Source organism: Yoonia sp. 208BN28-4 (genome assembly GCF_037543925.1).
Lineage (GTDB): Bacteria > Pseudomonadota > Alphaproteobacteria > Rhodobacterales > Rhodobacteraceae > Yoonia.
Map to the genome: position 1 here is coordinate 199706 of NZ_JBBIFY010000001.1, position 24402 is coordinate 224107.

The following is a 24402-nucleotide window of genomic DNA, read 5'->3' on the forward strand; positions in this document are numbered from 1 at the left end:
CCTATTGCGACAGGGCGTTGCGCCATTCGGCCAACGCCTCATCACGGACGGCGGCAGCATCTTCGGGTGACAGCAGCAAGGCGCGCGATGGCGTCACAAGCGTTTCAAATCCGTCAGGCAGGCCGCCTTCGGGTGTCACAGCCGGATACATCCAGTTTGTCGTGGGGATCACCGATTGGAACGCATCAGACACCATGAATTCCAAGAACTGGTCCGCCAGCTCGGGCACATCTGTGCCCGCTACCTTTGCCGCGACCTCGACCTGCATGTAGTGGCCTTCGCTGAACGACCACGCGGTCTTGCTGTCGTCCTCTTCGGCGATCAGGTGATAGGCAGGCGATGTGGTGTAGGACAACACAGCGTCGGCCTCGCCTTCCAGAAACAGGCCATAGGCCTCTGACCAGCCGGGTGTGACTGTCACGATGTTATCGGCCAGCGCGTCCCACATGGCAGGTGCATCTTCAGGATAGGCGGCCTTCACCCACATCAACAGACCAAGACCGGGTGTCGATGAACGCGGATCCTGAATGATGATCTTGGCATTGCCCGTGGCAAGGTTGGCCAGCGACACGATCTCTTCGGCGTCCTTGTTGGCGACAAAGGCGAAATAGCCCCAGTCGAACGGCAGGAAATCGGGGTCTGTCCATTCGATGGGCAGGTCCAGTTCCGCGTCAACGCCGTGCGGCGCAAACAGGCCGGTTTCACGGGCAGCGGCGGTCAGGTTGGTGTCCAGCCCAAGCACGATATCGGCCTCGGTCCTTGGCCCTTCCATCTGCAAACGGGCCAGCAAGGCGGCACCGTCGCCCGCGCCAACAAACTCCAGATCACAGTCGCAGACCGCCTCGAACGCCTCTTCCACCGCAGGGCCGGGGCCCCATTCGGTGGTAAAGCTGTCATAGGTCAGAACGGTAAGTGTCGGGGTCTCGGCACTTGCGACAGTCGCAAAGCAAAGTCCCATCACAGCCGTCAGATAAGTGGTATTTCGCATCGTATCCTCCAAATGCAAACGGGCGGATTTGGGGGTATAGCGGAACTGCCAAACCTTCCCTCCGCCGGTCTTAACCGGTTCAGGTTCAACGGGTCAGCTTGCGCAATCTCAGCCAGTGATGGCCCCCCGAGGTATGATTTAGGTAGCGCTTTGGCAGCGACGGGGCAAGTGCGGAACATGGACCGGTTTCCGCGCGTTAGCGATCCAAACGCACAGCCCCGCCAGACGCGTGATTTACAATGCCATTTCACGATTTCGCGAGAATCGTGCAAGATGACGTTGACGCTGCGTCATATTTTTCATGCTGCCAATTGATTCTGGCGTCGACTGTTCTTTCGATTTTTTGCGTTCTTTATGAAATATCAATCATTTAGGGGAGGTCAAAATGGCCAGATCAATCACATTCACAATCAACGGTCCTGTAGATACGCGAATCAGAATCGAAGAGCTTCCGGACGGAAGCCTGTCGTTTGACGTTGATGTTTTAGGGTCTGGACAGCTGGGTGACCTGCGCGGAATTTTCTTTGATCTTGCTAATTTGAACGCCAGCGCGACAGATTTCTCAGTGACCGGCATCAACGGCAGTGAGAACATCATTGGCCTCACAAAGTTTGCCGAAACCAATGTTGATCGCGTGCAAAAGGACGTGAATGTCAAAGGTCACGTAATCCACGAACAAGGCAAATTTGATGCCGGGATCGAGTTCGGAACACCGGGCAAGTCCAAGGACGATATCTCTTCAGCGAGCTTTATCCTCGGGGCGGATGTTCCACTGTCGCTTGATAGCTTTGATGTGGGTGATTTCGGCCTGCGGTATACGTCCGTCGGCACCGGTAAAAAACGCAATGACAGCGCCAAGATCGCAGGTGACGCCAGCGGCGTGGCCCGAAACGATGCGTGGGAGGTCGATGAAAACACCGAAGTCACTGTCGATCTGCTGGCCAATGATACGAACGGTGTGCAGGCCAATGGCATCCGAAAGACCGTCGTCAGCGTCACAGACGGCCTTGGCAGTCTTGAAACTGTTGCGGGTGGATTTCAGCGCACCGTGACTATCGATGGTCTTGTTCTTGGCATGCTGTTTGTCAGTGATGACGGGATCGCGACGTTCAGCGCAAAAGGCGTCGACGTCGATAAACTGGCCCATGACGATATCCGGACCTGGGCGTTTGGCTACGAGACTGTCTCCAGCACTGGTAATTTTGCCGCCGCCGATGCGCTTGTGACAATCGACGGCCAGAACGATCAGCCTGTGGCGTTTAATGTGGCGCTGACTGTGTCCGAGGATGATGCGTTTGACACCACCCAAAGCAGCCAGTTTCAGCCACTGACAGGTGATGGCGTCACCGGCACGTTTGTGGCGACCGATATCGATATCGGTGACACCTTGACGTACGAGATTATCTCGGCCCCGATGGACGCGTCAGGCAATCAGTATGGTGAAGTCGTCAACAACAATGACGGCACCTTCACCTTTAACCCAACGGATGAATTCCAGTTTCTTGATGCCGGTGAAACACGCGAGGTGACATTCCAATACGTCGCCAGAGACGATTCCGGCGTGGGCACGATGACCACTGCGCCCGAGGAAAGCGACACATCCGATCCGGTCACCATCAGCGTCACGGTTGAGGGGGCGGATGACGCGCCCGTCAGTTTTGCGGACCGTCTGGTGTTCACCACCGAGGACCAGTCCATGTTCGGCACAGGCGAGGCGTTGATCGTGCAACCCGAGCTGCCATTCTTCGGCTTTGACACAGGGTCGCAAAGTCTCAACAGCACATTGGTGGCGCGGACAACTTTTGATGGTGATGTGCTTGAAGGTATCCTTGGCGGGATCGAAGCTGTCGCGCAAGTTTTTGCGGATATCGGCTGCGGCATTGCATCCATCTTTGGTGGCGACTGTGACGTCGAGGTTGATCTTCCAAGTTCGATCACAACGCCGGGGCTTTCGACCCAAGGGTCGTTTGATGCCAAGGTCGGGCTTCAGCCCTATTTCTTCCTCACCACCGGCGACGTCGACAGCGAGATTCCCGTCGATGTGTTCTTTGAGGTGCCCCGGCAGGTCGAAAACGGTGACACATTCACCATCGAAAGCGCCTATTCCACCGATGGCGGTGCCAGCTTCTCGACCATGTCGCCCAATGTGAACTTCGGCATCGACTTTGTTCTTGATATCGATACCGACCTTGATCTTGTCCTGACCTCTTCAACGTTCGGTGGGGCATCGACAATCGACATCTGGGATATCGACACCGGAAGCTATGCCAACTTCACAGGTGAGCTTGGCGAGCCGGGCTTCAACATCTTCAACTTCTCGGCAGAAGATGACCTTGAGACCTCGATTGATCTGGGTGGCTTTGGAACTTTGGACCTGAACTTCCCGGTCATCAACACTGTCGGCGCCCCAATCGCACCCGGTGCCGATACACTGACCAGCGAGGGCGAGGACGATATCGCCGTGCTCGATATTGATGTGGATGCGGTTGCGGCCAAGATCATCCAGTCGACAACCGGCGTGCCGATCAAGTTTGGCGACAGCGACAGCTTTGGCCTTGATATCAGCGTCGCAGGCGCAGGCGTAAACCTGTTGTCTTTCGAATATAACTGGGACCTTCTTGCCGTGAACCTGATCACCACGCTCAAAGCGGTTCAGGAATTCTCGCTTAGCATTGAAGACTTGCCGATGATAGCCATGCTTGAAGATGGATCCACAATCTCCGGCTTTTCACTGGGTGATGACGTCACAGTCCAAACGCCGGAAACCTCCAACTTTGACGCCGATATCGACGGCGACGCGGATGGCCTGCTCGACTTTGAGGTGGCTGTGGATATGGATGCGATCTTTAGTAACGACACATGGCTCGGCCTTGATATGGAGTTGTTCCTCGGGCTGCTGCGCCTTGATGGCGGCATCACATCCGACTTCTTTAACGGACCAAGCATCAGTCTGTTCGACGGGATCATTCCTAGCGTGGATGGCAACGACGACGGCTTCCTTTATGGCACGACGATCGATCTGATCAGCGATGCCCGTCTGGCAACGATGTTCGACGAAGAGTTCGCGCTGGAAGGATGGACAACGCCTGTCACGGACACCGCAATGGCGTTTGATATCGCCTGATTTGTGTTCAGGAGCATTACCCTTGCATCAGACCTGCGGTTTTTGGGTCGGGTGCAAGGGCTTCGGTCGTCCGCTGCACAAGCCTCTAAAACGCGTGTGTCACTAGGGAACCGACCCGTCACGCCGTCATTTTCGCGCTACTGACGTTCGAGTGAAAAATAGAGATCTGCCGTGCCGACCACGGTGTCGTCAACCAATACAGACCCTTCAAATTCACCCGCGAAATAATCCGAACCGGTTCCCGTCAAATCAACGGTGCCGGGTGCATCAAGCACATAGTCAACATCCGCATAGCTGACGCTGCCACTTAGGTTCAAAGTCAGACCAAAAAGCTCTTCACTGGTGCCGCTGTTGCGAAGCCCTGTTGACGTCATCGTCATCTGCCCGTCCAGATAAGTGTTATTCTCGTGCTGGAAGTTGGTCAGCTCTCCGGTGGCGCTATTGGCGATGAAATTCACATCAGCATTCATATCAGCGATCATCTTGAAGTTGGCCTCGGCGTCAGCAACGTCACTGATCCGACCAACAGCCAATCCTGTATAGATCACCGAGGCGCTGCGCGGGGTCTGGCCAAAGGTAGCTTGGTTCTCGCGCGCAAAAAGCGCGCGCATATCAGCAATCGTCGCATCACTTTCTGCAAGACGATCATCAAAGGTTGGCCGCAGATCGCCCGTCGCGGTTTCACCGCCCATGCAAGCGGCCAAGGGCAATGCGGCCATCGCAGCAATTATTAGACGGTGCATCAATCACTCCTCGAAAAATCTCTTACAGCGTAAAATGCCATGTTTGAGACCGCAAGCGCTCGGTTCATCCGTCATTTCTTGGCTGCCGCGCCCCGCGATTTCCAACTGAACAACAAGACGACGTACATGCGCGGGCAACCCAACAAAAACGACCCCGCTTTCCCCCTCTTCAAAACTGTCCTATCAGGGGCCACCAACAAGGATACGCGCCCTCATGTCGATCAACAGCTTTGGCCATTTGTTCCGCTTCACCACTTGGGGCGAAAGCCACGGACCCGCGTTGGGTGCGACGGTTGACGGCTGCCCGCCGGGCGTGCCCTTAGAGGCACCGATGATCCAGCAGTGGCTTGATAAACGCCGTCCCGGTTTGAACAAGAATACCACCCAGCGTCAGGAACCTGACGCAGTGAAAATCCTGTCCGGCGTATTCGAAGGCCAGACCACAGGCACGCCGATCCAGTTGATGATCGAAAACACCGACCAGCGGTCCAAGGACTATGGCGATATCGCCAACACCTTCCGCCCCGGTCACGCCGACATCACCTACCACCAGAAATACGGTCTGCGCGATTATCGCGGTGGTGGCCGGTCCTCGGCCCGTGAAACCGCGTCGCGTGTCGCGGCGGGTGGTGTGGCGCGCGAGGCGATCCAGAAGATCGCACCCAGCGTACAAATCCGTGGCTACATGACCCAGATGGGGGCCAAGCAGATCGACCGCAGCAAAATCGACTGGGACCAGATCGACCAGAACGATTTTTTCTGTCCAGATGCCGATGCCGCCGCCGAATGGAACGACTATCTGGCGTGGCTGCGCAAGGATGACCACAACTCTGTCGGCGCGATTATCGAGGTCGTCGCGCGCGGTGTGCCTGCGGGCATCGGCGCGCCTGTCTATGCTAAGTTAGACACTGATCTGTCCGCTGCGATGATGTCGATCAACGCCGTAAAGGGAGTCGAGATTGGTGAGGGCATGGCCGCCGCCGCGCTGACAGGGCGCGAAAATGCAGACGAGATATTCATGGGGAACGACGGGCAGCCTGTCTATTCCTCAAACCACGCGGGCGGTATTCTGGGCGGGATCAGCACGGGGCAGGACATCGTCGTGCGCTTTGCTGTGAAGCCCACGTCGTCCATCCTGTCCCCGCGCCAGTCGATCCGTATGGACGGCACCCCGACCGAGGTCATCACAAAGGGTCGCCATGACCCCTGTGTCGGCATCCGCGCCGTGCCTGTGGGCGAGGCGATGATGGCCTGCGTGATCCTTGACCACCTGCTGCTGGATCGTGGGCAGACGGGCGGCGTGCGCGGTCAGATCGGCTAGCTACCGGCGTTCAGCGCGGTGTCCATCAAGGCCTGAATTTCGCTGGATGCGGTGCCTGCAACGATGCGGCCAAGCTCTTCATTACCGCGCAGCACGACAAGCGTGGAACGGCGCGGGATATTCAGATCATTGGCCAATGCGCTGTTGCGATGCTGGTCCCAGTCGACGTTGATGAACGTGATATTCTCGCCGTAAGCAGGATTAGACCCCATCAACTGCCCGATCACACGCTCCTGCGCGCGGCATGTGGTGCACCAGTCCGCTTTGAAATCCAGAAACACGGTTTCGCCTGCAGCAAGGCGTTCATTCACCAGACCGGGCCGGTAATCCAGAATGTCAGCGGCCAGCGATACCGGCAACGCGGCAAGTGCGATGGTGGCGGCGATAAAATGACGACGGTTCATGTGAAGCTCCTGAGTTTAGAAACGAACAGATAGGTCTTGCAGCCAGAACGGCAGATGGTCGAGCAGCCAGATTTCGGCATATTTGTGTAGGTTGAAGAATAGCGCGAGGCCGACCAGAAGAAAGATCGCGCCCATGATCGGGCGGGCGCGGCCCGACATGCTGCGCATCCAGTCGCGGCGCGCGCGGATCGCGTTTTGGGCGCCGTAGGCCAACAGCACAATGATGGTGGAAATGCCAAGCGCAAAGCTCAGCATAGTGGCCGCCGCCCAGAGCAGGCTTTCCCCCGCAGAGGCCAACGCAATCGCGCCACCCAATGTGGGACCAACACAGGGCACCCAAACAGCACCCAGCAGCACGCCACCAATGAACTGACCCGACAGGCCGCTACGGTCGATATTATCCATGCCGCTGTCGGCGCGTTCGGAAAATCCGGCCGTCGCGGTGGCAAAGCGTTCGGACAGTTGCGGGGTCAGCAGGACCACACCGAACAGCATCATCAAGACAGCGCCCGCTTGGGCAATCATCTGCTCATCAAGGCCGATCGCACGGCCAAAGACGGCGATGGTCATGCCGACGACGACAAAAGACAGGCTCATCCCTGCGGCCAGCACGATGGGTCCAGTGCGGCCCGCTTGCAAGGCAGTCGCCAGCACGATGGGCAGGACAGGCAGCACGCAGGGGTTAATCAGCGTCAAAAGGCCCGCAAGATATCCGAGAATCAAATCCATGGCGCAGGATTAGCATCAAAAAACGTGTCAGTGGCTCACATCATTGTGGGTCTTTGTTCAACTGCACCAGCAGGATGCCACCCGCGATGATCGCAACGCCAAGGATGTCCAGCGGCCCCAGACGTTCCGACAGGATCACGGCGGCGACAGCGACGCCCAGAAACGGGTTGAGGAAGTGGAAGGTCGATGCCTTCACCGCGCCGATCCGGCGGACCAGCATGAACCAGACCCATGTGGCCAGCAGTCCGGGAACCAGCGTGGTGTAGATGAAGGCGACGGCAAGCTGCCAGTTCCATGTTACGGCCCATACCTCAAGCAGCAAGGCAGGGACGGTCAGCATCGCTGAACCGACCAGCATTTGCAGGCCCACGATCATCAGAACATTGCCGCCAGATGCGGCCCCCATTACCGCCATTGTGGCGACGGTCAGCGACAGCACACCGATCAGGCAGAGCACCAGCCCGAATACGTCCACACCGCCTTGCAATCGTGCGCCCATGATCAACGCGACACCGGCGATACCCGCGACCAGCCCCAGCACGCCCAGCCGGTTCACGCGGCGTCCAAAGATCAGCCATCCAGCAAGTGCCACCAGTAGTGGCATGGCAGAAGCGATGATGGCCGCCAGCGATGCCTCAATCGTTTGCATCGCGACAAAGTTCAGACCCAGATAAAGCGCGTTCTGACAGACGCCAAAGATGATCACACCCGTCCATTGCTGGCGCGTCAGACCCATGCGCTGCCCCAGCGCCCACGCCAACGCGACCCCGATCACACCCGACACAGCAAATCGCAGCGCAAGAGCTGTGAGCGGCGGTGCATATTCCACGATCACGCGGGCGGACGTGAACGCAGACGACCACATCAATGCAAAGGCCAGCCCCATGCCGATCGCTTTGAAATCCATGTCCGCCTTATCCAATGCAAAAGGGCCGCCTGTTGGGGCGACCCTTTCCTAATCTCGCAACAGATTCAACGCTTAGTCGTTGACGCTGTCCTTCAGAGCCTTCGCAATGGTCATCTTGACCACTTTGTCGGCGTCCTTCTTGATCTGCTCACCCGTGGCAGGGTTGCGGACCATACGCTCTGGGCGCTCGCGGCAATAGATTTTGCCAACGCCGGGAAGTGTCACAGCACCACCACCGGAAACTTCCTTGGTGATGATCGCAACGATCCCGTCGAGTGCGGAACCCGCACCTTTTTTATCCATGCCGGTTTCTTCGGCGAGTGCAGTGACAAGCTGCGCTTTCGTCATAGGCTTCGTTGCCATTGTTGTGGTCTCCCTCGTTTACTCACTGCCCAACCTGTGGGGCCTCTTACCGTTATATTAAACGGCATATGGTATGCATCCACAACAATTAGTGTCGCTGACGCAAGGGAAAACATGCGATTTTCAGGGATTTTCCCGCGAATTTGCCATTTCAGGCGGAATTACGGGCAGCACACGCTCGGATTGTAGGGAGGCGGGCCATCCGCGGCAACGCGAAATGACCCACTCCTCCTGCAAAAACGGGCTGATTCCTGCTGTTTTGCGCTGCTACAGAAAAGCTGTCTCTTCAAAGCTGCGCAATTTCCGGCTGTGAATCCGCTCCAACGGCATTTCACGCAGACGCTCCATCGCGCGGATGCCGATCATAAGGTGGCTCGCGACCTGTGTTTTATAGAACGCGGATGCCATGCCGGGCAGTTTGAGCTCACCATGCAGCGGCTTGTCAGACACGCACAGCAACGTGCCATAGGGGACGCGGAAGCGGAAGCCGTTGGCGGCAATCGTCGCACTTTCCATATCAAGCGCGATGGCGCGTGACTGCGACAGACGCTGCACAGGGCCGGAGTGTTCGCGGAGTTCCCAGTTCCGGTTATCAATCGTGGCGACGGTGCCTGTCCGCATGATGCGTTTAAGTTCAAACCCTTCCAGCTTGGTCACATCAGCCACCGCCGTTTCCAAGGCGATCTGAATTTCGGCCAGCGCAGGGATCGGCACCCAGACGGGCAGATCGTCGTCCAGCACGTGATCCTCGCGCAGGTAAGCGTGGGCCAGCACATAATCGCCCAACCGCTGCGTATTACGCAGGCCGGCACAGTGTCCGACCATCAGCCACGCATGTGGGCGCAGCACTGCGATGTGGTCGGTTGCGGTTTTCGCATTGGACGGCCCAACGCCGATATTCACCAACGTGATCCCGCCCCCGCCTTCACGCTTGAGGTGGTAGGTCGGCATCTGCGGCATCTTTTGCACGTCGGCAATTGGTGTATCGGCGTCCGTAATCTCGACGTTGTTGGTGCTGACAAAGCTGGTGTAGCCGCTGTCAGGATCGGCCAGCATCTGACGGGCGTAAGCCTCAAACTCTTCCACATAAAACTGGTAGTTCGTGAACAGGATGTGGTTCTGAAAATGATGCGGCGCGGTGGCCGTATAGTGCGACAAACGCGCGAGCGAGTAGTCAATCCGCTGCGCGGTGAAAGGCGCCAGTGGCCGCGCCCCATCGGGATAATGGAAGCCCTGCCCGTTCACGATATTGTCGTGCGTGGTGGCCAGATCGGGCACGTCAAACACGTCGCGCAAGTTGAAATCAAGGCTGCCGTCTTGCGGCACGGTCAGATCAGGATCGTTTGCCACAGCAAAATGCACCGGCATCTCGGTCGACGACGCGCCAATCACAACCGGCACGCCATGCGCCTTGATGATCAAGCCGATCTGCTGTTCCAGATAATGCGAAAACAGATCAGGCCGCGTGACAGTCGTGGCGTAAACCCCCGGTTCAGCCACGTGGCCAAAAGACAGGCGCGAATCCGTCTTGGCAAAGGTCGTCGTGGTCAGGCGAATTTCGGGGTAATAGGCACGATAACGGGCTGATGGTGCCTCGGACCCGACAGATGCTGCAAATTCGCGGCACAGGAAAGTGGCTGCAGTTTTGTAAAGCTCTTGCAGGCGGGCAACAGCCGCCTTGGGATCGATAAAGGCTTCTGGGGCAGGCACATCGGGTGTCTGCATGGAAAGGTGGCTGGTTTCGGTCATCAATTTATCCTTCGCGCCGCGGTTTGCCGCAGCAGTTATTGTTCAAGTCGGTCAGGCCGAACCTGCGATCAGGTCGGTCAATTCAAAGCGGGTCACGTCTACCAGCCCAAGGTCGCTGATCCGCAATTCAGGGATCACGACAAGGGCCAGCAGAGAATGCTGCATGTAGGCGTTGTTCAAGGTGCAACCGCAGTCGGCCATGGCCTTAACCATCCGGTCTGCATCAGCGGCGACTTCTGCTGCGGGACGGTCCGACATCAGGCCAGCGATCGGCAGTTTGATTAGCGCGATTTCCTGCCCGTCTTTCCAGACAGTCACGCCGCCACCCACTTCACCAAGCCGGTTCGCGGCAAGTGCCATGTTGGCGCGGTCGGTGCCGACCACGATCATGTGGTGGCTGTCATGCGCGACGGTCGAGGCCATCGCCATCTGGCCGCTATAGCCAAAGCCGCTGACAAAGCCGTTCACCACATCGCCGGTTGCGCGGTGGCGTTCGACAAGGGCGATCTGGCAGACACCGTCTTCGCCTTCGATCACGCCGTCTTTCACCGGAAGGTCAGCAGTCAGCGCCTTTGTAGGGGCCTGATTCTCAACGACACCGATCACCTTTGCCGTGACCCTATTTGACCCCTCGGGCGCTTTGACCGCAAAGTCATCTGCGGCCAATGACTTGCCCATGTGGACGGTTTGCCGCGCGCTGTCGGGCCAGTCGTAATGCGGACAATCCACCGTGATTTTTCCGTCCCGCGCGACGATGTTACCGCGGGCCATCACAGTGTTGATCGGCAGCGTTGTCAGGTCATCCGTCAGGATCACATCGGCACGCCGTCCGGGCGTGATCGACCCCAACTCGCGCTCTAACCCGAAGTGTGTCGCGGTGTTGATCGTCGCCATTTGCAGCGCCACCAGCGGATCACAGCCGCAGTCAATCGCGTGGCGCACAACACGGTTCATGTGTCCGTCATTGACCAGCGTGCCAGCCATGCAATCATCCGTGCACAGGATGAAGTTGCGCGGGTCCAGCCCCTTTTCCGTGACGGCCGTGATCTGCGTTTCCACGTCATACCACGCAGAGCCAAGCCGCATCATCGACTTCATGCCGTTGCGCACGCGGGCGATGGCGTCAGCCTCTGCCGTGCCTTCGTGATCGTCAGCGGCACCGCCTGCGACGTAGGCCGAAAACGCCGTGCCTTTGTCAGGCGACGCGTAATGCCCACCCACGGTTTTGCCAGCGTTCATCGTTGCTGCCATTTCAGCCAGCATCTGAGGATCGCCATTGATCACGCCGGGGAAGTTCATCATCTCGCCCAGCCCGATAATCCCGGGCCAGCCCATCGCCTCTGCGACGTCATCGGCGCTGATTTCAAAACCGGTTGTCTCCAACCCTGGCGCAGAGGGCGCGCAGGAGGGCATTTGCGTGTAGATGTTCACGGGCTGCATCAGCGCCTCGTCATGCATCATGCGCACGCCGTCTAGTCCCAGCACATTGGCGATCTCGTGCGGGTCGGTGAACATGGTGGTGGTCCCATGCGGGATCACCGCGGCGGCAAATTCGGCGGGGGTCAGCATCCCGCTTTCGATATGCATGTGCCCGTCGCACAGACCGGGGATCAGGTATTGGCCGTCAGCCTCGATCACTTGCGTTTGGTCACCTATGCAATGGGAGGCGTCGGGGCCAATGTAGGCAAAGCGCCCTTCGGCAATCGCCACCTGCCAGCCGTCCAGCACTTCGCGGGTTTGGACATTCACCAGCTTACCGCCACGGATCACCGTATCAGCGGCGTCACGGCCAGCGGCGACAGCGACAAGGCGGGGGGCCACGTCGGCCCATGATTTGATCTGAATTTCCATCCCCAATGGTTTCACCAAATCAGGGAAGGGGCAAGAGGCGCTAGATTGATGAAATCTCAAGTGGCTCCTGATCGGGGTTTAACCTTGCGACACTCAGGTTCAGCGCCGCTGCGACTGTGACCCAGATCAGGTAGGGCACAAACGCAAGGCCCGCCCAAAGGTCCAGTTGGAAATGCGTGATGGTGCAGCCAAGCACAGCGACCCAAAGGCACGCCATCACAGGCAGCGATTTGCGCAGCGCTCGCAGGCCAAAAAACACAGGTGTCCACAGCGCGTTGAACGCGATTTGCATACCCCAGAACGCCATGGCGTAGGCGCTGCCCTCAAGCCCCGCGACACGCGCGCCCGCAAACGAGATCAGCAGGTAAATGGATGTCCATGCGACGGGAAACACCCAGTCCGGTGGCACCCAGTCGGGCTTGTTCAGGGATTTATACCATTCGCCCGTGGGAAAAAGCATGCCAGTGGCCGCCGCCCCGCAGGTTGCCGCAAAGAAGATCAGGAAAAGAATGATATCCATCGGATGCTTGCCCTCCACGGCATTTGGATCAGCCTAGCAGACTGTATCCAGTATGCCAAAAACCAAACGGGCCGCCGGATGGTTCCGGCGGCCCGTTGGTATTTCAAGAAATCGGCAGCTTATTCAGCGGCTTCAAACTGTGCCAGATAAGCGTAGATGTCATAGGCAACGGCCTCATCACGGACCTGATAGGACATCTTACCGCGTGCGCGGCGGTCATCCAGTGCCTCGCGCAGGTAACCTGTTGGGTCCTGCAGATAAGCGACCATGCTCTCTTCGGTCCAGCCAAGGCCGGTCGTCTCGCCAAGCTCTACGATCGAGTCGCCATAGCGGAAATCCTCGACAGAGCCGGGCACGCGGCCTGCGACACCGTAAAGGTTTGGACCTGTGCGGGCATTGCGTCCTGCCAGGACTTCACCGGATGCGTCTGCAACGATGTGGCACGCCACGCACTGGCGGTTGAACTGCTCTTCCCCGTTGGCGACATCGCCTTGGGTTGATGCGTGGCCATCAGCAAATGCAGGTGCTGCAAGAACAGCAAACGCGGCTGCGACTGTAAACTTCTTCATGATCGTATTCCTTTCGACCGTTTCGACAACACCGGTTGAACGGCGTGTTACCTGATGAAGCTTAGTGCCTGACGAGTGATCGTCTAGTAAAGAATCGAAAAAAGGGCGTGATCCGCCGATCTTGACCGTTACGCAGGCTCAATCTTCGTCTTCGCTTTCGCCATCTTCCATGTCCCCGTGATCCATATCACCGTGGTCCATCTGCGAATGATCCATACCGTCATCGCCGTCGCGCTCTTCAACATTGAACACGATTTCCAGTCGTCCGGCGGTTTCAAAAATCAGGGTTGCTTCAATTTCTTCACCAACTTCGAACGGGTCGCCGTTCAGGCCCATGAACATGACGTGCTTGCCACCGCGCGACAGCGTCAGTGTCTCACCCGGGGCAATTTCAAGCCCGTCTTCCTGATGAACCATCCGGCTGACATCGTTTTCGACAATGGTGTCGTGCACTTCAACGCGGGGGAAATCAGCCTCGACGCCCAGCAGTCGGTCCGCTGTTTCGCCTGTGTTCATGATCGTCAGGTAGCCCGCACCGCTTTGCGCTGTCACAGGCGTTTCAAGGGCGACGGGGTGCATCACCTTCAGATCGCCCACGGTGTAATCATGTGCAAACAATGTGGTTGGCATCATGGCAAGCAGGATGGGGCTGATACGGCGCATGACAGACTTCCTTTTGTATTGTGTTTTGCTGTTTAGCTAGTCAGACCACCGCGTCGCTGCAAGGCGCATGACGTCGCACAGGCGCAAATCGACCTAGTTGACCCTACGCAAATCGCGCGAAACGTTTTCCAAATCTTTACAAACATCTGCGCAGGTAAGTCCGCAATCTATGGGCGAGGTGCAGACGTGAAAATTGCGCGGGATCTGCCGACCGATCTCCAGATACGGACTGTCGTGGATCAGATTACTGCACCAGCCTTTGCGCTGGGGCCGGACCTGTGCGTGCAACACGTCAACACGGCCATGGCCGCCTTGCTGGATCAACGGGCGTCAAACGCGCCATTGGCTGATCTGGCGCAGCTTGTGCAGCCTGCGGACCTTGCCACCCTGCAACAGCCTCTGACAGGCGATGATACGGCACATCAGGTTCCAATGTCGGGGACCAACCAGTTCATCATGATCGCCCCCGTGATCGGCCCCTCGACCGAGCGAGTGGGCTTTTTCGCCATCGTCGGACCGCAGGCGGATACGACCCGTGATCAATTTGCACGCTGGCACGCGATCCTTGGGCATATCGACGATGGTCTGTGGGACTACGATGCACACACCAAGACACGCTATCGCTCCGAAGGTTGGCGCAGGTTGCGCGGGCTGGATGATGGCGACACCAGCCGTGACCGCCGTGAAGACTGGCTGGCCTTTATCCACCCCGATGACCGCACGAGGCTGGACACCCTGACAGCTGATTTGCTGAACGGGAAGGTCACCACCTTTGAGATTACCTATCGGGAACGGCACGCCGACGGTCACTGGATATGGGTTGCCAGCAAAGGCAAGGTTGTCAGGCACGATGCTGATGGCAACGTGTTGCATATCGTGGCCAGCAACCGCGACATCACCCGCACAAAGGAAACAGAAGACAAGCTGCGCACGCTGGAAACTCTGCGTGAACGCTGGCGCATCAGTCTGGAAAGCGCGGGTCAGGGTGTCTGGGATCTGCGGCTCGCCGAAGGGTCGCGCTATTGCTCTGATCTTTGGTGCACCATGAGGGGCTACACATCCGACAACTGCCCCCAAGAGCGGATGTCAAAATGGTTTCGCTACATCCACCCGGATGATCAACTGCGGCTGCGTGGCCAGATTGCAAAGCTCAATAGCGGTGAAACCGACGAGATTCGGTTTGAGTATCGCGAGAAGCACAAACAAGGGCACTATATCTGGATCGTCAGCCGTGGTCGCGTGGTGGAACGCGATGAAAGTGGCGCACCAGCCCATATCATCGGCAATGACACCGACATCACGGCGATCAAAGCCGACCACGACGAATTTGACAGCCTGTCAAAATCGCTCGAATTGGCGGTGACAACAGCACGGATCGGCATCTGGCAGTTCAACACCCACACACGGATTGCAAAGTGGGATGCGCAGATGGGCCACATCTACGGCCTTGAGATGCACGACGATCAGGACATGACCGGCATGTGGGAAAAGCACCTGCACCCCGATGATCTGGAGCCAGTGACCAAGCTCGCCAACCACTGCCTGCGCACGGGGAAAGAGTTCAATCAGGATTTCCGCATCGTGCGGCCTGACGGGACCATCCGCCATGTCAGATCACGGGCTGCGCAATACACTGATGATGTCGGCGTGCGTCGCGTGATCGGCGTAAATTGGGACATCACCGAAGACCGCCAGCGCGCCGAAGTGCTGCGTCAGGCAAATGCGCTTGCCCAAAAACAGAACGAGGCGCTGGAAACTGCCCGCGCTGAAATGGAACACAGCGCCCTGCACGACGCGCTGACAGGTCTGGCGAATAGGCGGCTGCTGGACGATGCGGAAAAATCCTCGCGCGGGAAGGCGGTCGTGCTGCACATCGATCTGGACCGTTTCAAGCAGATAAATGACACGCTGGGCCACGCTGCGGGCGATGAGGTGATCATCCACGTTGCAAATCTGTTGCGCAAACATGCCCCGCAAAACGCCACCGTCGCGCGGGTTGGCGGGGATGAATTTGTGATCCTGCTGCCGCAGATGCCTGCGGATGGCGTGCTTGAAAGTCTGGCCGACACGATCATCACCGCCGCAGCCGAGCCACTGACGATCAAGGGCCACGCCTGCCGTTTCGGGATGAGCGTGGGGATCGCCACCTCCGCAGAGGGCGAAACGGGTTCAGCGCTTTTTGCCAATGCGGATATGGCGCTTTATCTGGCTAAAAACGATGGCCGTGGCCGCTACAGGTTCTTTACCGAAGACCTGAAGATCGCGATGCAAACCAAAAACAGGCTCGCTGACGAAATTCTAGCCGGTTTGCAGAACCATGAATTCTACTGCCTCTATCAACCACAATTTCACGCCGACACCCTGAACCTGTCCGGGGTCGAGGCTTTGGTGCGGTGGCGTCATCCCGACGGGTCCATGCGGTCGCCCGACAGCTTTCTGCCCGTGGCAGAGGAATTAAATGTGGTCGGCCGGATCGACCAGATGGTGCTCGATCAGGCCATCGCGGATACGCTGCACTGGCAAAAGCGCGGCCTTCCGGTGCCGCGCATGTCGGTCAATGTGTCGGCACGTCGTTTGCTTGACCCTGACCTGCCCGCAAACCTTGCCTGTCTGAAAAAAGCACCGGGAGAATTCGCCTTTGAACTGCTGGAATCCGTGTTTCTGGACGCGCATGACGAACAACTTGCCGCAAACCTTGCCTGCATCCGCGATCTGGGCATCGATATCGAGGTGGATGATTTTGGCACCGGTCACGCGTCAATCGTGGGTCTTTTGAAACTTCAGCCCAACCGTTTGAAAATTGATCGCGAACTGGTCAGCCCGGTAGATACGTCCGCCAAACAACGGCTTTTGATCAAATCCATCGTCGAGATTGGAAAACTGCAGGGCATCGGCGTGGTGGCCGAAGGGGTCGAAACACCTGCCCACATCGATGTTCTGCGTGATCTGGGGTGCGACCACCTTCAGGGATACGGGCTTGCCAGCCCGATGCCGCGCGATCAGCTTTCGGCGCTTCTGCATGCGGCGCAATCCAATGGCAAATACAGCCCCTACGGCGGTCCAACTTTCGTCTTGTAGCCGACCACCCTTGCGGCCTGCCGCAATTTGTCCATGCTGCGGGTGACATCGCAAGAGGAGTGGATGATGGCGAAACTGGCATTTTTGGGACTGGGCGTAATGGGCTATCCGATGGCGGGTCACCTGCAAGCGGCGAGCCATGATGTGACGGTGTATAACCGCACATCCAGCAAGGCCGACGCATGGGCCAAGGAACACGGCGGCACTGCCGCAGCCACCCCGCGCGAGGCCGCGAAGGGCGCGGAGATGGTGATGGCCTGTGTCGGAAACGACGATGATCTGCGGTCCGTCTGCCTTGGCGATGATGGCGCATTCGCGGGGATGGGCGAGGGCAGCATCTTTGTGGATCACACCACCGTATCGGCGGCGGTGACCAAAGAATTGGCCGCAACAGCACAGGAAGCAGGGATCGCATTTGTCGACGCGCCGGTGTCCGGTGGGCAGGCAGGGGCCGAGAACGGCCAGCTTTCGATCATGTGTGGCGGCGCACAAGACAGCTATGACACAGCAGAACCCGTGATGAACCACTACGCCAAGCTGTGCCGCCGGATCGGCGATAGCGGCGCAGGGCAGTTGACAAAGATGTGCAACCAGATCGCAATTGCCGGCCTTGTTCAAGGTCTGTCAGAGGCGCTGCACTTTGCCCAAAAGGCCGGTCTGGACGGTGAGGCCGTGGTCGAGGTGATCAGCCAAGGTGCCGCTGGCAGCTGGCAGATGTCGAACCGCTATAAGACGATGATCGCGGATGAGTACAACCACGGGTTTGCCGTGGACTGGATGCGTAAGGACCTTGGGATTTGTCTGGACACCGCCAATGAAAACGGGGCCAGCCTGCCTGTCACAGCGATTGTCGACCAATTCTACAAAGACGTGCAAAAGCTGGGCGGCGGCCGCTGGGACACGTCATCGCTGCTCAAGCGGCTGAACGCGATCTAGGTAATCACATCGGGTTTGGCGCGGCCAAGCGTGGCGGCAAACCCGACAATCTGTTCCGCCGCAGAAATGATCGGGGCCAGGGCGTCTTGCGGATCAAGGTCAAGCTGGTCTGGATCGTCCTCGTAGCGCTCCAGATAAAGCCGCAGCGTGGCACCGCTTGTGCCTGTGCCCGACATGCGCAGCACAAACCGCGACCCGCCTTCAAACATCACGCGCAACCCCTGGGCATTGGACACAGAGCCGTCGACGGGATCGGTGTAACCAAATTCATCCGCCTGCGCGACGTTCAGATCGCCATAGGTTGTACCAGACAGCGCCGCGAGATCGGCCCGCAGCTTTTGATAGGCGGCCTGTGCCTTATCGCTCTCCACAGCCTCGTAATCGTGGCGCGAATAGTAGTTGCGGCCAAATTCCTTGAAATGTGCGCGCAACAATTCACCCACGCCCTTGCCGGTTGCGGCAATGATATTCAGCCACATCAGCACGGCCCAAAGCCCGTCTTTTTCACGCACGTGATCGGACCCTGTGCCAAAGCTTTCCTCACCACACAGGGCCACCTTTCCGGCGTCCATCAGGTTGCCGAAAAACTTCCAGCCGGTGGGGGTTTCAAAACACGGGATGCCCAGCGCCCTGGCCACACGATCCACGGCAGCCGATGTCGGCATCGACCGCGCGACACCGGGCAGGCCGTCTTTGTAGCCCGGTGCGTTTTTCGCGTGCGCTGCAATCAGAGCAAGACTGTCGGACGGGCTGACATAGACATTATGGCCCACGATCATATTGCGATCCCCGTCACCGTCTGACGCGGCACCAAAATCAGGGCCATCTTCGCTGAACATTTCGTCCATCAGCTCGTGCGCCCATGTGGGGTTAGGGTCGGGGTGCATTCCGCCAAAATCGGGAAGCGGCGTGCCGTGCACAACAGTGCCCTTTGCAGCACCAAGGCGGTTTTCCAGCACCTCGATCGCGTAGGGACCGGTGATAGCGCACATCGCGTCAAAGCGCATGGTGAAGTTGTCGGCAAACAGGCCCCGAATGGCGCCGAAGTCAAACAAGGTTTCCATCAGATCGGCATAGTCGCTGACCGGATCAACAACAGTGACCACCATGTCGCCAAGGTGACTGTCGCCAAGCGCATCCAGATCGGGCGCTTCACCGTCCCAGATCTTGTAGCTGCTCATGGATTTGGTCTTGGCAAAGATCGCATCCGTCACGCCTTCAGGCGCAGGCCCGCCATTGGCAGTGTTGTATTTGATGCCGAAATCTTCGTTTTCGCCGCCCGGGTTGTGGCTCGCGGACAGGATGATCCCGCCGTCTGTCTTGTTCAGGCGGATCAGATGCGACGCGGCAGGCGTGGACAGCAGCCCGCCCTGCCCCACGATGACGCGCGCAGCACCGTTTGCCGCCGCCATGCGCAGGATGATCTTGACCGCTTTGTCGTTGTAAAACCGCCCGTCGCCACCCACGACCAGCCGCTTGCCTGTCACACCGCCAATCCCGTCGAAAATCGCTTGCACGAAATTCTCAAGATAATGGTCACCCATGAAAACCTTTGTCTTTTTTCGCAGACCGGACGTCCCCGGTTTTTGATCATCAAAGGGGGTCGTTTCAACGGTCAGGATCGACATGGGCAGTCTCCTTTAGGTGATGGGTGTGCGGGCAAAAACCTGCACGGCGTTGGCATTGGCCTGCGCGGTTGGTCCGGTGACGCAAAGCGGCCCGTCATCGGGGGTGGCCGTATTCAAAATTTGTTCCCACACGCAGCCCGGCGGATTGGGCGGCAGCGCAACATCACAGGCCGCTGCATTGTTGAACACAAGGAAAAGCACATCGTCTGATGCCTCGTATGCGGGGGTGTCGGACGATGTCCGCACTTCAACACAGATCGTGCGCAGGTTTTCATCAAGCCAATTTGCAGTGGTAGGCCGTTCGCCATTGGGCATCCGCCAGAACAGATCGGGGATACCATCACGGTTGCGCGGGCGTGAATGCAGGAACCGTTTTTGCCGCAGCACAGGGTGCTGTTTGCGCAAGCCGATCAGCCGCTTCACAAAGGCCAGCAGGTCTTTGTCAGGATTGTCCCAGTTGATCCAGCCAATGGGGTTGTCCTGCCCGAAGGTGTTGTTGTTGCCCTGCTGCGAATTGCCGATCTCGTCACCGGACAAAAGCATCGGCGTGCCCTGACTTAGAAATAGGGTCGCAAGAAAATTGCGTTTCCGCTGCGCCCGCATGGCTGTGATCGTCGTGTCGTCGGTTGGCCCCTCGACACCCATGTTGTCAGAATAGTTATCTTCCTTGCCGTCGCGATTACCCTCGCCGTTGGCATCGTTGTGCTTTTGATTGAAGCTGACCAGATCGTGCAGCACCATGCCGTCATGCACGGTGACAAAGTTCACCGATGACGTGGCGGCGCGGCCTGAATGGTCAAACTGGTTGGCGCTGCCCAGCACACGTTTGGACAGCTCTGCCACATTCGCATCGCCCTTCCAGAACTTGCGCACGCCATCGCGGTATTTGTCGTTGTATTCCAAAAACGGATGCGGCCATGCGCCAAGCTGATAGCCGCCGGGGCCCATATCCCACGGCTCTGCAATGAGCTTCACATTGGCCAGCACAGGGTCCTGCCGCAAGCTGTCAAGGAAACCGCCGTTGCGGTTGAACCCCTCCGCCTCGCGGCCCAGCACGGTGGCCAGATCAAAGCGGAAGCCATCGACGTGCATCACCTCGACCCAATAGCGCAGGCTGTCCATCACCATGCGCAGCACCATCGGGTGCGCCACATTCAGCGTATTGCCGGTGCCTGTATCGTTGTCGTAATACCGCCCGCCGGTGTTCAGGCGATAATAGCTTTTGTTGTCGAGCCCTTTGAACGACAGCGTCGGGCCAAAGTGATTGCCCTCGGCGGTGTGGTTGTAAACCACGTCCAAGATCACCTCGATGCCGGCAGAGTGAAAACCTTTCACCATCTGCTGGAATTCAGAGATGTCGCCATTGCGCATATAACGCGGCTCGGGTGCGAAGAACCCGATGCTGTTATATCCCCAGTAATTGGTAAGACCCGCATCGATCAGGAATTCGTCATCCACGAAGGTGTGCACCGGCATCAACTGGACCGACGTGATGCCCAGCTTAGTCAGGTGGTCCAAAACAGGTGGCGACGACAGACCGGTGTAGCGTCCACGCTGTTCGTCGGACAGGCCGGGAAACTGCGCGGTCATGCCTTTGACGTGCGCCTCGTAAAGCACGGTATCGGAATTGCTGACATTTGGCCTGCGATCGCCGCGACCAAAGCCCATCGGATCAGCCACAATCGACCGTGGCACATACGGCGCACTATCGCGCATATCGAACGTCAGGTCCTCGTGGGGCGCGCCAACCTTGTAGCCCATGACAGCGTCATTCCACTGCACACTGCCGCTGATCTGCTTGGCATAAGGATCAAGAAGCAGTTTGTGGTGGTTAAAGCGATGCCCTTCTTCGGGTTTGTAAGGTCCGTAAGCCCGGAAACCATAAGCCGCGCCCGGCACGATCCCGTGCACATAGACGTGCCACACGTCACCGTCACGTTCGAGGAGGGGAATCCGCGCCACTTCGGTGCGCGTATCCTCGGCAAACAGGCACAGTTCAATCCGCTCGGCGTGTTCAGAGAACACCGCAAAGTTGACGCCAAAACCGTCAAACGTCGCACCAAGCGGGTGCGGCCGGCCAGCGGCCAGTGCATGATTGCGCAGCTTTTGCGGCAATAGGGCAAGTGTCACGGTTATAGCGCCTCGTAGAGTTCCGCATATTTGGCCGAGGAAGCCCCCCAGCCCAGGTCTTGCGTCATCCCGCGTTTCTGCATCGCCGTCCAGCCCTTTTGGTCAGAATATAAGGCGATCAGCTTATCCAGCGCGCGGCTCAGGCCCAATCGGTCGATCCCTTGGAACACGATGCCCGTGCTGACTTTTGCCGCTTGGGCCACGGCATTGGCGTTGATCACCGTATCCGCCAGACCGCCCGTTGCAGCCACAACCGGCACCGTGCCGTAGCGCAAACCGTAAAGCTGCGTCAGACCGCAGGGTTCAAACCGGCTTGGCACCAACACCGCATCGCCGCCGCCAAACATGCGATGCGACAGCGCCTCGTCATAACCAATGCGCAGGCCAACCTTACCGGGGTTGCGCGTGGCCAGCGCCTGCAACTGCCCCTCAAGCCACGGATCACCGGACCCCAGAATCGCAAGTCCACCGCCCTTGGCGACAAATTCGTCGGCTGCCTCGATCAGCAGATCCAGACCCTTTTGATGGCTCAATCGGCTGACAACAATCGCCAGCGGCCCTTTGACCCCTTTCAGGCCAAACTCTTTGCACAGTGCCGCACGGTTCTTTTTCTTGCCCGTCAGTTTCTTGGCGGAATAGCTGACGATCGCCGGATCGGTGTCAGGGTCCCATGCCGCGTCATCAATGCCGTTCAGGATACCGCTTAGATCACCGGACCGTGCAGCGATGACACCGTCCAGACCCATGCCGAAATCAGGACGCATCAGTTCTTCTGCATAGGTCGGGCTTACAGTGGTGATCGCATCGGCTGTGACCAGACCAGCCTTCAAGGTGCTGACCTGCCCCCAGTATTCAAGGATATCGGGGTGGAACGCGTCATGCGGCAGCTTTAGATCGTCAAGCTTGTGCGCTGGTGTCACACCCTGAAATGCGATGTTGTGCACCGTCATTACAGTTTTCACGTCGCTGTTCGCAAACCGCAGATACGCGGGCGCCAGACCCGCTTGCCAGTCGTGGGCATGCAGCACCTGCGGCGTCCAGCCATCGGTCAGACCATTTTGTGCAATCTCCGCTGCGACCCACGACAGGGCCGCAAAGCGTTCCGCGTTATCAACAAAATCAACACCGTCACCGTATGGCCCGCCCGCGCGATCATAAAGATGCGGGGCGTCCAGAAGCAGCATCTCTGCACCGTCCACCTTGGCCATGAAAACCTTGGCAGGTCCACCGAACAGATCGTCAGACGACCAGACGGTTTTCTTGGCCTTGGTTTTGGCAATCAGGCCACGGTAGGCGGGCAGCAGCGTGCGCATGTCCCATCCGTGATCGCGCAAAGCGGCAGGCAATGCGCCTGCCACATCAGCCAAACCGCCTGTCTTGATCAGCGGCACACATTCCGACGTGACAGAAAGAACCCGTTTCATCAGGCTTTGGCGGCGTTGTATTTGTTGATCATGGCAGGGGTGATCAGCACCGTGCCCGACTCTGTCACCTCAAAGAACTCGGCGTCAGCTGTGGCATCTTCACCGACGACCAGTCCTTCGGGGATCACAACACCACGGTCGATCACGCAGCGCGACAGCTGTGCATTGCGGTTCACCTCGACATAAGGCAGCGCCACGACTCCATCGAGCTTGGAGTAAGAGTGCGTGCGCACGCCAGTGAACAGCAGGCTTTCCGAAATCTCGGACCCCGAGATGATGCAGCCACCCGACACAAGCGACGACACAGCAAAACCGCGCCTGTCGCTGTCGTTGTGAATGAACTTGGCCGGTGGCACGCCTTCGGCATAGGTCCAGATCGGCCAGCTTGTGTCATACAGATCAAGCGGCGGGGTAAAGTTGGTCAGGTCGATGTTGGCCTGCCAGAAGGCATCAATCGTGCCCACATCACGCCAATAGGGTTCGGTCTCCAGACCGCTGGTTACGCAGCTTTCCTCAAACCGGTGCGCCATGGCCTTACCACCGCTCACGATCTGCGGAATGATGTCGTGGCCAAAGTCATGCGATGAATTAGGGTCCTCACGATCCTTGATCAGCAGATCGCGCAGGAAATCCCAGCGGAACACGTAAATGCCCATCGATGCCAGCGCATGATCGGGATCACCGGGGATGGACGGCGGGTTCTTGGGCTTTTCAAGGAAATCCGTGATCCGCCCTTTATCGTCGGTGTGCATCACGCCAAAGGCTTTTGCCTCGTTCAGCGGCACGGTCAGGCAGCCGATTGTAACGTCAGCACCCATATCCACATGCTGCTCCAGCATGATCTCGTAATCCATCTTGTAGATGTGATCACCCGCCAGCACGACAATGAAATCCACACCGTAGCTATCGATAATGTCGATGTTCTGCGTCACCGCATCCGCTGTGCCCAGATACCAGTTTTCGTTCCCGTCCCGCTGGCTGGCTGGCAGGATATCAAGGTATTCGTTCCGTTCTGCCCGCAGGAAGCCCCAACCACGCTGGCAGTGACGAATAAGCGAGTGCGCCTTGTATTGCGTCGCAATCGCCATCTTGCGAATGCCGGAATTCAGCGCGTTGGACAGCGCGAAGTCCACGATGCGTGTCTTACCGCCAAAGAACACCGCCGGTTTGGCCCGATTATCTGTCAGTTGTTTCAGGCGACTCCCCCGCCCGCCTGCCAGCACAAAGGCCATTGCCCGGTTGGATAGTCGTCTGTTTGACGGTGATTGCATCGTG

General features: G+C 58.2%; 19 protein-coding genes and 1 riboswitch. Of the genes, 4 read left to right on the forward strand and 15 right to left on the reverse strand.

All coding sequences use genetic code 11. The annotated features are described in order from the left end of the window. Nucleotide 1: 1 nt before the first annotated feature. The gene (thiB, locus tag V8J84_RS01020; protein ID WP_339927693.1) at nt 2-988 is read right to left on the reverse strand and encodes a thiamine ABC transporter substrate binding subunit; all 987 of its coding nucleotides are present in this window, start codon (nt 986-988) and stop codon (nt 2-4) included. A gap of 39 nt (nt 989-1027) precedes the next feature. After that, nucleotides 1028-1127: riboswitch (TPP riboswitch) on the reverse strand. 246 nt (nt 1128-1373) lie between these two features. On the opposite strand from thiB, the gene V8J84_RS01025 reads away from it, so the two are divergent. Further along, on the forward strand, nt 1374-4112 hold the full coding sequence (locus V8J84_RS01025; protein WP_339927694.1) for a VCBS domain-containing protein: 2739 nt from the start codon (nt 1374-1376) through the stop codon (nt 4110-4112). Nucleotides 4113-4249: 137 nt separating this feature from the next. Here the strand turns inward: V8J84_RS01025 and V8J84_RS01030 are convergent, their stop codons facing one another. After that, on the reverse strand, nt 4250-4855 hold the full coding sequence (locus tag V8J84_RS01030) for a hypothetical protein (RefSeq protein ID WP_339927695.1): 606 nt from the start codon (nt 4853-4855) through the stop codon (nt 4250-4252). A gap of 214 nt (nt 4856-5069) precedes the next feature. On the opposite strand from V8J84_RS01030, the gene aroC reads away from it, so the two are divergent. After that, entirely contained in the window at nt 5070-6176 is a 1107-nt protein-coding gene (gene aroC, locus V8J84_RS01035) for a chorismate synthase (protein WP_339927696.1), read from the forward strand. On the opposite strand, the gene V8J84_RS01040 is transcribed toward aroC, so the two are convergent. The 9 genes from V8J84_RS01040 to V8J84_RS01080 all read right to left on the reverse strand — a co-directional run bounded on the left by V8J84_RS01040 (nt 6173) and on the right by V8J84_RS01080 (nt 13931). Further along, entirely contained in the window at nt 6173-6580 is a 408-nt protein-coding gene (locus tag V8J84_RS01040) for a thioredoxin family protein (RefSeq protein ID WP_339927698.1), read from the reverse strand. The two genes, aroC and V8J84_RS01040, sit on opposite strands and share 4 nt — an antisense overlap. A 15-nt stretch (nt 6581-6595) precedes the next feature. Next, nucleotides 6596-7309: a cytochrome c biogenesis CcdA family protein gene (locus V8J84_RS01045; protein ID WP_339927700.1), complete on the reverse strand. Its 714-nt coding sequence runs from the start codon at nt 7307-7309 to the stop codon at nt 6596-6598. 40 nt (nt 7310-7349) lie between these two features. Next, a complete protein-coding gene (locus tag V8J84_RS01050; protein WP_339927702.1) occupies nt 7350-8216 on the reverse strand; it encodes a DMT family transporter in 867 nt (288 codons plus the stop codon). Between the two features lie 72 nt (nt 8217-8288). Further along, entirely contained in the window at nt 8289-8579 is a 291-nt protein-coding gene (locus tag V8J84_RS01055; RefSeq protein ID WP_339927704.1) for an HU family DNA-binding protein, read from the reverse strand. Nucleotides 8580-8846: 267 nt separating this feature from the next. After that, nucleotides 8847-10328, reverse strand: a complete 1482-nt coding sequence (locus V8J84_RS01060; RefSeq protein ID WP_339927705.1) for an AMP nucleosidase — start codon at nt 10326-10328, stop codon at nt 8847-8849. Between the two features lie 51 nt (nt 10329-10379). Then, nucleotides 10380-12179 (reverse strand): adenine deaminase, encoded by a 1800-nt coding sequence (ade, locus tag V8J84_RS01065; RefSeq protein ID WP_339927706.1) that lies wholly within the window; start codon nt 12177-12179, stop codon nt 10380-10382. A 40-nt stretch (nt 12180-12219) separates the two neighbouring features. Continuing rightward, a complete protein-coding gene (gene tspO / locus V8J84_RS01070; protein WP_339927707.1) occupies nt 12220-12699 on the reverse strand; it encodes a tryptophan-rich sensory protein TspO in 480 nt (159 codons plus the stop codon). A gap of 119 nt (nt 12700-12818) precedes the next feature. Beyond that, a complete protein-coding gene (locus tag V8J84_RS01075) occupies nt 12819-13268 on the reverse strand; it encodes a c-type cytochrome (protein WP_339927708.1) in 450 nt (149 codons plus the stop codon). Nucleotides 13269-13406: 138 nt separating this feature from the next. After that, entirely contained in the window at nt 13407-13931 is a 525-nt protein-coding gene (locus V8J84_RS01080) for a copper chaperone PCu(A)C (protein WP_339927710.1), read from the reverse strand. Nucleotides 13932-14165: 234 nt separating this feature from the next. Between V8J84_RS01080 and V8J84_RS01085 the strand changes: the two genes are divergently transcribed. Both V8J84_RS01085 and V8J84_RS01090 read left to right on the forward strand, forming a co-directional pair. Further along, nucleotides 14166-17009 (forward strand): EAL domain-containing protein, encoded by a 2844-nt coding sequence (locus tag V8J84_RS01085; RefSeq protein ID WP_339927712.1) that lies wholly within the window; start codon nt 14166-14168, stop codon nt 17007-17009. A gap of 66 nt (nt 17010-17075) precedes the next feature. After that, complete coding sequence (locus tag V8J84_RS01090; RefSeq protein WP_339929040.1) at nt 17076-17945, forward strand: NAD(P)-dependent oxidoreductase; 870 nt, start codon at nt 17076-17078, stop codon at nt 17943-17945. On the opposite strand, the gene V8J84_RS01095 is transcribed toward V8J84_RS01090, so the two are convergent. The 4 genes from V8J84_RS01095 to glgC are packed head-to-tail and all read right to left on the reverse strand — an operon-like array spanning nt 17942 to nt 24398. Next, the gene (locus tag V8J84_RS01095; protein ID WP_339927714.1) at nt 17942-19573 is read right to left on the reverse strand and encodes an alpha-D-glucose phosphate-specific phosphoglucomutase; all 1632 of its coding nucleotides are present in this window, start codon (nt 19571-19573) and stop codon (nt 17942-17944) included. The genes V8J84_RS01090 and V8J84_RS01095 overlap by 4 nt on opposite strands. A 12-nt stretch (nt 19574-19585) precedes the next feature. Further along, entirely contained in the window at nt 19586-21703 is a 2118-nt protein-coding gene (glgX, locus tag V8J84_RS01100) for a glycogen debranching protein GlgX (RefSeq protein ID WP_339927716.1), read from the reverse strand. Between the two features lie 2 nt (nt 21704-21705). Then, on the reverse strand, nt 21706-23127 hold the full coding sequence (glgA, locus tag V8J84_RS01105; RefSeq protein ID WP_339927718.1) for a glycogen synthase GlgA: 1422 nt from the start codon (nt 23125-23127) through the stop codon (nt 21706-21708). Further along, nucleotides 23127-24398, reverse strand: coding sequence for a glucose-1-phosphate adenylyltransferase (glgC, locus tag V8J84_RS01110; RefSeq protein WP_339929042.1), 1272 nt, complete (start codon nt 24396-24398; stop codon nt 23127-23129). The genes glgA and glgC overlap by 1 nt, the downstream gene beginning before the upstream one ends. Nucleotides 24399-24402 lie beyond the last annotated feature (4 nt).